The organism is Vibrio fujianensis, assembly GCF_002749895.1.
GTDB classification, from domain to species: Bacteria; Pseudomonadota; Gammaproteobacteria; order Enterobacterales; family Vibrionaceae; genus Vibrio; species Vibrio fujianensis.
In genome coordinates, this window is record NZ_NBUS01000054.1 from 474,749 (window position 1) to 479,139 (window position 4,391).

Below are 4,391 nucleotides of genomic sequence, written 5' to 3' on the forward strand. Positions count from 1 at the left end.
TTTACCTCGTTTTATTCGATAAGCGGCTAAGAAACAGAGCCGAGTTCAAAAACTGACAATCTAGATAGGATGGTACTCGACAAATCCTTTACTTTAGCTTTGAATATATAGCATACAGGCAAGGATGGGGATCGCATGTCACATACACAAGCATTGAGCACAACCTTTCAATCGTATATGGAAAATCCATTATTATGGCCCATTTTGGAAGTGCTAAAGCGCCAACCTTCGGGCTGGAAGGTGCACACCTTGGCGGCACATTTAAGCGAACAAGGGTTAATGCCAGTTTTGGATGCGACTGGAGAGAAAGATCTTTTTAAGCGCAATTTTTTGATTATGAATGCTCTGTACCAGTTACAAGAGATGCTCTACCCCAAAAGTTGGCTTCAGGTTGAAGCGATGGACATTGCTTTACGCCCGATGTTTCGTCATGCGCAATACGTGATTGATGATCATGATCCACTACGAGACTATTACACCCACTGGGAGCACTACGAAGCAAGTGAAGGGGAAGTTAGACGTTTATTGAATGAGTTTTGGACTCGCTACCAACGTTTTGTGGGCGGGGAGAGTATTAAAACCTTAGATCGTGCTAAAGCATTGCGTTTGTTTGAATTAACAGAAGAGGCTTCCTCTTTTGAAATTCGAAAAACTTGGCGAAAACTGGCACTGCGCTGGCATCCAGATCGGGATAACGGTAACGCAGAGCGCTTTCGAATCTTATGTGCTGCATGGAACGTTTTACGCCAAGAACCAGAAGCTTAGTATTGAGCCGTCACGCATCTTTATGGTCTTATTGCCTTATTCAGAGTAAAGCTTGGCAGAATAAAGCAATAAAGATCGATGCAATAAAGAGCGGATGTTTTAGCCCTTAAATTGGGCTTTGCGTAAACGGTTTAAAGCGGCCATTGCATCAAGAATACGCGGCTTAGCGAGATCGCCTTGATTTGGCATGTTTGCATACCACTGCCCATCAAGTAGCTTTTCCATCTCCAATGCCGGGTTAGTTGACCATCCTGGCTGTTGAGCCAACTGAAACCATAACCAGCCAATGGCATTAATTTCAGAGGTGGATTCCAATTGCTCGAGTGCAGAAATATCAGTCAACTCTTTGCCAAAACGGAGTGAGCCTTTTCCTTTTGCAGAAACGCGGAATTTACCCTCAGCCAATAACTTTTGTAGTCCGCTGCGATTCAGTTGGCGCGGAGTTAATATCGTGAGTGGCGTGTCACATTCGTTACGACGTAACGTTGGGTGTTGTTCTATAACCACTTTGGCTTTTTTTGTCACATCAAGCGCTTGATAGTCATGCATTTGAATAACAGTATCTGCTACATCGAGGTAATCCCCAGACCCTCCCATAACGATCAAGGTAGAAATGCCTAATGTGTCACGCAATTGACCAATACGATCAACGAGAGGCGTGATCGGTTCATCGCCTTTGCTGACGAGGGCCTGCATTCTTTCATCACGGATCATAAAGTTAGTGGCAGAGGTATCTTCGTCAATCAACAAGGTTTTTGCGCCTGCTTCTATTGATTCTTGTAACCAAGCGGCTTGAGAGGTCGACCCAGAAGCATCTTGTGTGCTGAAGTCATGGGTATGTTTGCCCATCGGAAGGTGGTTGATATAATTAGACAAGTTAAGATGATGAACACAACGTCCTTCTTCAGCCCGAATTTTCATTGCGTGAGTATCCATGACAACACGTTCACGACCATCGCCGGGAATATGATTGTAGATAGAACGTTCTAATGCGGTTAATAAGGTCGATTTACCATGGAACCCACCACCCACAATTAACGTGATGCCTTTGGGAATCCCCATTCCGGTTATTAAGCCTTGGTTGGGCGTTGATAAGGTAACTTGTAAGCTAGAGGGGGCCTGAAAAGGAACCGCTTCTGTCATTGGAAGATCACTATCACCAGCGAGACGAGGTAAAATACTGCCATTGGCAACAAATGCCACCAAACCCTGTTCAGCGAGCTGGTTACGCATAGCGTCTTGATCTTCAATCAGTTGGCAATGCTGAATGAAAGCTTGTTTATCTAATTCTCGCTCAAGGGTAGCACGGCGAACAAATTTAGGCAGATGAAAGGTTAAAATGTTAAGTGCTTTTTTAGCTAAAATATCGCGCCCTTCAGCTGGCAAGTTGATACGAAAGCGCAGTTCAATACCCTCATCATTAAAAATAACGGCGGTACTATCGAGCACGGTTTGTCCAGTTAAGGCGATAGATAAGCTGTTTTCTTGTTTTGCCAGTTCAGCAAAGCGCCGAGCGATAAAGTCACGTGCCGCTTGTTGATAGGCTGGCGATTGCTGTTTAACCCACTCTAAACCAGTGAGTGACCATGCACGCGTCGCACGTAATCGGGAGGCGGAAGCATAAGGATCAGGCTGAACGTGATCGATAAACAGAGTAAAGTCAGTAAAATCATACTGTCCTTTGATTTTTTGATAAAGACGGTAATTCTGTTTTTCGAGTTTTTTCAGTGTCGCTATTAGTAAATCCATCTCGAGTATCACTTATTAGGGCAAGAAAGGAGGGGGATTATAGGGAGCACCCCGCACAGAGTAAAGCATGATAAATAATCCCACCGGTTAGGAAAAGATTTATCTCGTTTGTGGCTGATAATTGATTAATGCTGAACGCACGGTATCAATATTTTTTATCTAATGCTTATGGCAATGATGAAAGCCAACGATGACTTTCATCCATATCCCTCAATTTTCTGTTGTAGCGCAGGCGAATAACAGCAACAACCAAATTCAGACTAGCGTGATGGAATAAATGAGGATAAATCAACCTCGGTTTGGTAGTCTACTTCTTGCATGCCAAACCCATTGAGTCGCAAGAAATCTTGTTTAAATCCATCATAATCGCCAATTTGTGCAAAATTATTTGCCGTCATGTGTTGTACGATCTCTTGAACACGGGTTTGAGTCTCTGGGTTTAATTCCCAGTCATCCATACGTAATAGCCTTTCACTATCTACTGGTACTGGAACGTTGGCATACAATTTATCACTAAAGAGTCGTTGCATTTGTTCAATACAGCCTTCATGAGTTCCTTTCTCTTTCATCACCCGATAAAGCGCCAGCAGATAAGGGGTAAACGCCGGAATAAAAACACTGGCTTTGGTGACTAAGGCTTTGCATACAGTCGCATAAGCGTTACCGTCAAAGTTTGCTAGTTTTAAATTCAATGAATGGCTGGTTTGGTGAAGGTCGATTTTGGCTCTGCCTAATGTTCCATCTAGGTAAATAGGGTGAGTCATTTTGGGGCCAACATAAGAAAAAGCGATGGTTTTACAACCTTGGGCGAGTGAGTCATTATTAATTAATGTGTCGATCCAGCTTTCCCAATCTTCGCCACCCATCACCTTTAAGGTATGATCAATTTCTTCTTCTGTGGCGGGCGGAAGGGTTGTTTCTAGCCACGTATCATTTTCTAGCAAAATGGTCGCACCAGAGACGGACTCTCCGATGGGTTTAATGACGGAGTGCCAAAACTGATCCGATTCAGGCTTGGGACGCTTACCACTAGCGATACTGTAGATGATTAAATCAACTTCACCTTCAAAATAAGTTTCAATGGCTTCAATAACTTGTCCTTTGATTTCTTTTGAAAATACATCGCCATTAATATTGATAGCAGTGCGTCCGGCTTTTTCTGCTTGCTGCTTAAAAAAAATATTATTGTAGAAACCCGCGCTGCCGATACGATTTTCAGAGGGGGCTCGCTCAAAGGAAACGCCTATCGTATCTGCATCAGATCCCCCAAAAGTAAGCGCAATTCGCGCAGCCAGCCCAAACCCCGAGGAAGACCCAAGGATTAAAACTCGTTTCGGCCCGTGAGAAATAGCCTTTGCTGATTTGACGTAACGAATTTGTTCGAGTACAGCTTGTTTGCATCCCAAAGGGTGGGCGGTGCGAGCAACCACACCTTGGATAATCGGCTCTATGCGCATAAAAAATTACCTATTGCTACTTGGGGAGGCTTCAACATAACGTAAAGCTAGGTAAAGTTTATTGAGCTAGACCATTAAAAAAGAGACTTTTAACCATCATTAGATGCTTGTGAAGCATGGTTCTGTCATTGGGATGACTCAACATAGAGCCAAGGAGTGAGCTGCTCTGTCATGTAGTTTGCTATCCAAGGTTGGGCATCTGAGGTTGGGTGTAGGCCATCTGCCATCATCCATTCGGGATTTATGATCACCTGTTCGAGAAAAAAAGGGATTAAAGGGAGAGAGAAGTCCTCGCTTAAGCGAGGATAAATGTTTGCAAAGGCATCACTGTAGCGACGACCATAATTCGGAGGTGTCAAGATTTGCATGATAATCGCTTGTGCATTCTTAGCTTGGATCTGTGTGATCATGGCTCCTAAA

At 43.7% G+C, this 4,391-nt stretch carries 3 protein-coding genes and 1 pseudogene; 1 reads left to right on the forward strand and 3 read right to left on the reverse strand.

Features of this window, described 5'->3' with window-relative positions:
- Positions 1–135 precede the first annotated feature (135 nt).
- On the forward strand, positions 136–765 hold the full coding sequence (locus tag B7C60_RS15235; protein WP_099612378.1) for a DNA-J related domain-containing protein: 630 nt from the start codon (positions 136–138) through the stop codon (positions 763–765).
- Between the two features lie 99 nt (positions 766–864).
- On the opposite strand, the gene B7C60_RS15240 is transcribed toward B7C60_RS15235, so the two are convergent.
- From B7C60_RS15240 to B7C60_RS19665, 3 genes and pseudogenes are all read right to left on the reverse strand, one after another.
- Complete coding sequence (locus B7C60_RS15240; protein WP_099612379.1) at positions 865–2,514, reverse strand: ABC-ATPase domain-containing protein; 1,650 nt, start codon at positions 2,512–2,514, stop codon at positions 865–867.
- Positions 2,515–2,774: 260 nt separating this feature from the next.
- Positions 2,775–3,971, reverse strand: a complete 1,197-nt coding sequence (gene fabV, locus B7C60_RS15245; protein WP_099612380.1) for an enoyl-ACP reductase FabV — start codon at positions 3,969–3,971, stop codon at positions 2,775–2,777.
- A 125-nt stretch (positions 3,972–4,096) separates the two neighbouring features.
- A pseudogene (locus tag B7C60_RS19665) lies at positions 4,097–4,391 on the reverse strand (arylesterase); the annotation flags it as partial.